This window comes from Vibrio sp. 1F279 (assembly GCF_041439815.1).
Classification (GTDB): Bacteria; Pseudomonadota; Gammaproteobacteria; order Enterobacterales; family Vibrionaceae; genus Vibrio; species Vibrio tasmaniensis_A.
In genome coordinates this window covers 1-6,394 of sequence record NZ_JBGOOU010000075.1, presented here as the reverse complement: position 1 = coordinate 6,394, position 6,394 = coordinate 1, and the positions used below count along the sequence as shown (strand labels likewise).

Annotated in this window: 6 protein-coding genes and 1 pseudogene; 6 read left to right on the top strand and 1 reads right to left on the bottom strand. The window is 41.8% G+C overall.

Annotation, left to right across the window (positions count from 1 at the left end; genetic code table 11):
• From ACED60_RS24915 to ACED60_RS24895, 5 genes and pseudogenes are all read left to right on the top strand, one after another.
• Positions 1-611, top strand: a pseudogene (locus ACED60_RS24915) (conjugal transfer protein TraG); the annotation flags it as partial.
• Positions 612-694: 83 nt separating this feature from the next.
• A complete protein-coding gene (locus ACED60_RS24910; protein WP_371708654.1) occupies positions 695-1,225 on the top strand; it encodes a hypothetical protein in 531 nt (176 codons plus the stop codon).
• A gap of 414 nt (positions 1,226-1,639) precedes the next feature.
• On the top strand, positions 1,640-2,053 hold the full coding sequence (locus ACED60_RS24905; protein ID WP_371728680.1) for a hypothetical protein: 414 nt from the start codon (positions 1,640-1,642) through the stop codon (positions 2,051-2,053).
• 26 nt (positions 2,054-2,079) lie between these two features.
• Entirely contained in the window at positions 2,080-2,514 is a 435-nt protein-coding gene (locus ACED60_RS24900) for a DUF2513 domain-containing protein (protein WP_280605265.1), read from the top strand.
• 484 nt (positions 2,515-2,998) lie between these two features.
• Positions 2,999-3,478 (top strand): hypothetical protein, encoded by a 480-nt coding sequence (locus tag ACED60_RS24895; protein ID WP_371728679.1) that lies wholly within the window; start codon positions 2,999-3,001, stop codon positions 3,476-3,478.
• 92 nt (positions 3,479-3,570) lie between these two features.
• On the opposite strand, the gene ltrA is transcribed toward ACED60_RS24895, so the two are convergent.
• Complete coding sequence (gene ltrA / locus ACED60_RS24890; protein ID WP_371728678.1) at positions 3,571-4,917, bottom strand: group II intron reverse transcriptase/maturase; 1,347 nt, start codon at positions 4,915-4,917, stop codon at positions 3,571-3,573.
• Positions 4,918-5,549: 632 nt separating this feature from the next.
• On the opposite strand from ltrA, the gene ACED60_RS24885 reads away from it, so the two are divergent.
• Entirely contained in the window at positions 5,550-6,335 is a 786-nt protein-coding gene (locus ACED60_RS24885; RefSeq protein WP_371728677.1) for a hypothetical protein, read from the top strand.
• The last annotated feature ends 59 nt before the right edge of the window (positions 6,336-6,394 follow it).

Here is a 6,394-nt window from a genome sequence, read left to right as displayed (position 1 = left end):
CCCTCTCGAATACTCAAACGCGCCTAGACTCTGGCAGTGCCAGCTTTACGGCCAACGCGATTCAAGGCTTCCAGAATTACTTGGAGAACACAGTTCCGCACAAACCAGACGTCCAACGCCTAATGACCGCTTACCAACCGGAAGATATTGCCGAGGCGAAAGAGCAATGGCAATACTACACACGCACTGAAGAGTTCACCACCATGGCGGGACTCGATGGTGACACGGCGAAGATTGTGGCAACAATGGAGAAAGCGCATGAAACCACCACCCCAACCCAACAACCAGAACTGACACCCGAGCAAAACAACACGATGGAGAAAGGATGGGCTAGTACCGTCGATACCGTGGCACACACCCGCACCGAGATGCTGCATACCAAGGGAACGGGCGGACTCTTTAATCAAGCGCGCTTTGATGGGGTTACCGATGATGTAAAACTTCAACAAGAGGAAGCGCAGAAACCCATCATCAAACCTGAGCCGATGATTGAACTGACAGTCAAGTCGCAGGTAGAAAAGGAGATCACTAGACCCGAAAGGACGGAATACGTCACCTCCGACCAAGCCTATCCTGCGGTGCCAAGATACACACAAAACTCGAAAGAATAATACTTAACTAGGTGCATAAAAAAGAACTTTATGCACCGCCTAAATACTGGTATTATGATCAGGTATCTAAAGGAGAAATGACCATGAAAACAGTCTTACCATTACTGCTGCTTACTTGTGCGAGCGTGCAAGCTCAACCCCACTCTCCCGAGCTCACTCAACTGCTGAGCGAGATACATGAGCAATATGACACAGCAACGTTAGCTATGCCTAAAAGAGCAATGGCAGACATCACCAAACTGCCCTACTTCTTGCAGCACATTGACGAGACGGACACCCTGGAATCAAAAATTCTGAAAGCTCATCTGCGAGCACTACAAGAAGCATATTTCGGCAATGCTACCCGCCAACAAGAGCTAGGAGGTAATAACTGGTTCTGTATGCGTGATTTGATGGCACTCGATCCGAATCGCCACCCTGAATTTCTTGAAGATATGATCTGGACAGTGCTTGAAAAGACGGCGAAGAATAATCCTGAAAGGTTTACTCGATATAATTATTCATCTTCATTTGCAATGTCAACTTCGGTTATTTTTGAATATGGTCTGCAAACTGAATACCCTTGTTACAGCCCTATTCCAAAAGCCTTGCAATTTCAAGGCTGGAAATATTAATCTCGGCATAGGATATCCATCGAGAGTGAATGTAATTTCAGGTATAAGGCCAGTACGAGAGAGTAGGAACGGGTTAAATGTTTTTATTCTAGACTAGGTATTCATTGGCTGCTGCTTGGGCACAAAAACGTTCCTTTAACCCCTTATATAGCCCAAGAAAGTATTACGTTCCTGTTTCCATGAATAGCAAGCAATAAAGTATCCTCTTAAAATGGCAGCGATCGCATCGGTACGCTGCTATTCGTTCTAATGAATCATTAGAGTAGTAGCTCTAGCTCATTTCTGCCCCATTGTTTGCTAGCCCAAGATTTAGGACACACTTCTTTTGCCATCAGTTGACCTACTTTTACTAATAGCGGACTATGTAGTTAGTTTGGTATGGAGTGTTATAACTCTCGGGAGAAACTTACAATAATGAAGAAATATGACGGCTATATTTGGTTGAGTTCTGGTTTTTCTGCGGCATCTTTCACCTACTTTATGGCTATTTTGAGCGGAAATGTTGATGTTTCCAAATCGTTTCTTCTTGAATTATCGACGTTTTCCTTTGCTGTGAGCCTAAGTTTGAATAGTGTTATTGCTTTTATCGCATTCAATAACAAACTAGCTGGTAAAGGTACTGCGTTGGATTCTGAATATGTCGGCGTTCAACGATTTCATACGTGGAGCCTTTTATCTTTTATCGTTGCAGTCTTAGCTTTAGTTGCAAACTTTTCATTTTTGGCTGCTCTAGCTATGTTTGCGGCAGCATTTTATGTTGCCTATCAATACTCTATTGAAGAAGCTGGTATCCGTGAAAAATTTGGGGACTCCTTGAGGAAGTTATAACAATACTTTATAAAACAAGAGGTAATATGCAGATAAAACTGGAATATATGTCAACGTTGTGTTCTGTTTTTCTTGAATCCGACACAGCAATGGTGGAGCTAGAAGAGTTTGATTTGGCTGGCATAGAAGTTGGTTTTCCAATGCTAGATGAAAGTTTTTTGTTTCATATTCAACTCATGCTAGACAGTCGCCTCATAAGTGACGTCAACGGAGACAATTTGGGTTTAGCCACAATTGGTATCTTGCTCAATGGTGACGGCAGTTATCGTTCACAAAACAAGAAGTTCCGCCTTACTCAAAAAGGTCATGACTTTTCTAAATCGCTAACTAATAAAGAGATACTTAATAAACTAGCGACGGAGCTTAAGGATGCACCGTTCAAGTCAATTTTTGACGGTGGGCAGAAACTATTAGAGTACTACGCAAAGAAAAAATTAGATCTGTTGCTAGCAGCGGAATAACAAAAGATAATTATGTAAATAGGTTGATTTTAGCACACTTTTTATCTGTAAGATTTCAAGTTACTTTCCTAATCTGACACAAGTTATTGAGAGCTATACACCTAAACGATTTCTGCCCAAAAGTGAACCAGAGAGGGATTGAACTCAGTTTGAAACCCTGCAACTTTTCCTCATGCCTAGAGTTCCAACAATGTAGCTAAATGTTCTAATCCACAACAGACTAACCTTCAATCGCACTTACGCACGAATATGTTGTTCAACTATTTCTAAACTATTGAATAATAGAGAACTAAAGGGAAGTTTTTGATTGATAACATGCCTTGAATTGGAAGCAATATGTGCTTGCACGGTTTTCAACTAGAAATTAGATTCAACCTAAATTATATGCATAATTTTCAGTTGGTTAGATGGGGTTGTTGAGATATGCTGAATGCATAAATTCGTGCTGGCACGATATTAAAATGTTATGTTTAAGGAAATAGAATTGAAAAAAACTTATCAAGAAAGATTTATGGAGCACTTTCCTTTTGATGCTGACATGACTCTACAAATATTAAAAGGGCATTTACTCATAGAGGAGCACATTCGAGAAATAGTCAAATTACAATTGCCTCATTCTTCCGCCTTAAATGGCAATGATGGCGCGTCTTATGATTGTCATCAAATGATATGCTTAGCTGAAGCTATAACTCCTGAGAGCGATAAAACTCCGTGGGTATGGAAGGCTTTAAAAAAATTAAATAAATTACGAAATTATCTTGCACACAAACTAGGTGACTCTGCTGTGCTTTCTCATAAAATTGATGATCTAATAAAATATGTAAGGAAGAATGACTTAACGTATCAACATTTTGAAAAAAAATGGAGTGAAGATAAATTGGATAGCCGTGTTGCCCTTTGTATTATGAGTGTAAATATAAAATTGGAATCATTAAAAAAGAGCATTACTGTATGTGAGAGTTAAACATAATCGGGTAGCCGGAGGTATTTACCCTCCAGCCCCCACACCACCCTGCATGCGGATCCGCACAGGGCGGTTCATTCAGAACGCCTAACTTATATCTTCTGGTTTGGATATTGAACAGCGATCCATCCGTCTTTCAGTGAAAATAATCCCGCTTTCCTAAGGTAATCATTACTCAGTGCTTGCTGTATCCCAGGTGTTTTCGAACTTCGCCACGGCCCTTTGCTTGTGATACCACAACCAACGGCAGTTTGGATCCAGACTCCGCGTTTAAGTAAGTTTTGCACCTTTGTCCGTGGTTTACGCCACTGACGCCAGTAGCACATACGTACTTGTCGACGTATCCACTGGTCTAAATCGACACACGCTTGATAAGCGTTAGCGATGCCAAAGTAATTAATCCAGCCTTGCAGGTATTGCCGTAGTTTAAATAATTGATAACTCATACTGACACCCCAGTTTCGGTTTTTGAGTCGCCTTATCTTTTGTTTCAAAATACGTACCGTTTTAGCGTGCCACTGGATCTTACCTCGGGAAAAGGTGAAACCAAGGAACTTGCTTTGAGCTACCTTAACCACTTGGCTTTTCTGTTCATTAACAACCAGTTTTAACGTCGTGGCGAGGTAGTGAGTAATGCTCTTTAGCACGCGGACTCCCGCTCGTTGAGACCTCACCAGAATAATGAAGTCGTCCGCGTAGCGGGCGAATTGATGCCCTCTGTTTTCCAGCTCTTTATCCAGACTATCCAACATAATGTTTGATAGTAATGGCGAGAGTGGACCACCTTGAGGCACACCTTCCGAGCTTGCTTCAAATTGGTCGTTGACCATCACACCGGCACGGAGGTATTTACCAATAAGCGCCAGTAGACGCTTATCCTGTATCTTTTCCTTCAGTTGAGTCATCAAGAGATCATGATTAACTCGGTCAAAGAATTTAGACAGGTCAACATCGACAGCAAATGTTCGTTTCTGTTTAATGGTATCCCGTACTTTCAGTACCGCTTGTTTGGCATTTCTATTCGGCCTAAAGCCAAAGCTGTTAGTCGAAAAGAAGGGGTCAAACAGGGGGGTGAGTATTTGAGCAATGGCTTGCTGTATCACTCGATCAATAACGGTAGGGATCCCCAATTTGCGTTTACCGCCATCGGGTTTATCAATCTCTACACGTCTGACCGCTGAGGGTTTATATTCACCGTGCTCTAATTGAGATTTACATTGCTGCCAGCCCCCTTGTTGTAGCCAAAGCGGGAAGGCGTCGATGGTCATGCCATCGATACCTGCCGCACCTTTGTTGGCTTTAACTTGACGCCATGCTTGCTGTAAATTTTCAGATCGGAGCAATTGAGTGAATAGATCGCTGTTGAAGGATGGTTGCCTATCATTACGCTGTTGATAGTAATCGCCTGTCGGCGTAGTGGGTATCGACAAGTTTGACAAGACTCCTCCTTCTTCTAAATGTTCAGGCCTTCACCTTGTCCCAACCATTACGATGGGCGTTTGGCTACTATGCCGTCTGCTGACTTCTGCTTAATCACTTAACGAGTTACCTCGTAAAGCGCTATCGTTGTTCATCGGTTTCGCTCGCGTGAGTTGATGATGCTCACGCGCCAGACCTGTTGAACCAGAGGCCAAGCTGGTTAGGTTAACAATCGCTTGTTAAGCAGATCTCCCCAGATAAGGACATGGACTTTCACTGCACAACTGCATCATTTACGGTGGTCATTAAATCACTTGGCTTCGTCGTCTTGTGCCAACTCGCCTCTGACCTACGCCTAGTATGATGTTCTTGTTCATCAGCTCGCAGTTTTGCTCGCGGCTTCCTTCAGACCATTCCTCGCGGAAAAGCCCTTGCCATTCGCTAGTAGTTAACATTTAATATCAACAAGTTGATGATTAAATGGTGATTTTCCTACAGAGGACTCTCACCTCATTAGTTCATACCCATGCTGGGCGTACACAAAGGCATCAAGGTGACTTGTTACACTCGGCGGTTTTGGTGTGGAGTTCAGTGGGCTCGGTGAGTTGGTCGTGGCGCACCTTATGCCAAGCGTTATATTTTTGAGGTGACAATGAACAAAAATGCAATGAAGGCTACAAACTTAATTTTATGGGGGTGTATAGTACTCCTTAACACCTTTGCTCTTTCTAGCTCTGTGTTAATTGCCTTTTCGGAAAAAAACCTCGTATGGGATTTTACTTCTAATGGTTTTTCGTTTTTTCTTGAGCTGTATTCTTTTCCAGTAAAATTAATTTCTGCAGCATTAGCTGTTTTTTCAATCTGGGCAGTTGCTTATAACATATACAGGACGAGATTAGCTTTTGTACAAGGCCAATTAGTTAATGAATTATGTCGGTGTGAAGATGAGTTGAAAAACATTTTATCTCAAAAAATGACTCCCCAAGAAGTAATTGTAATGCTTCAAAATAAACTAGCCCAGCGCTCTAACTTAGATTATATATGTGGCTATTTCAATCAGTGCGCTAACGCAGAACTATCGATTGATGAACTTGTTCCACATTTCACAAAGTTGGGAATAAGCGAAGCCGATGGCGTATATCGGACAATGACACAAAATCTGACTCTTCGGCTTACCCGATATTCCTTGGCTTTACTTGAATTAAGTGAGATGTCTGAGGAGAGAATGTTTGTTAAATATTATGCAAATAAATATATTCCATTGATGATAGATCTTTATCACTACAAAGCTGAAATGGACATAAATTTAGTGCACATTTGTTTTCAGTTATCATCAGTACAGGCTAAGTTCGATTTTGATTTTAGTAAGATTAATGGTTCTGATCATGTTGAAATAGCCAATAAATTTCAGCAATTACTCAAAACACAAAAAATCTAATCGGGTAGCTGGAGGTCTTTACCCTCCAGCCCCCACACCACCCTGCATGCGGATCCGCA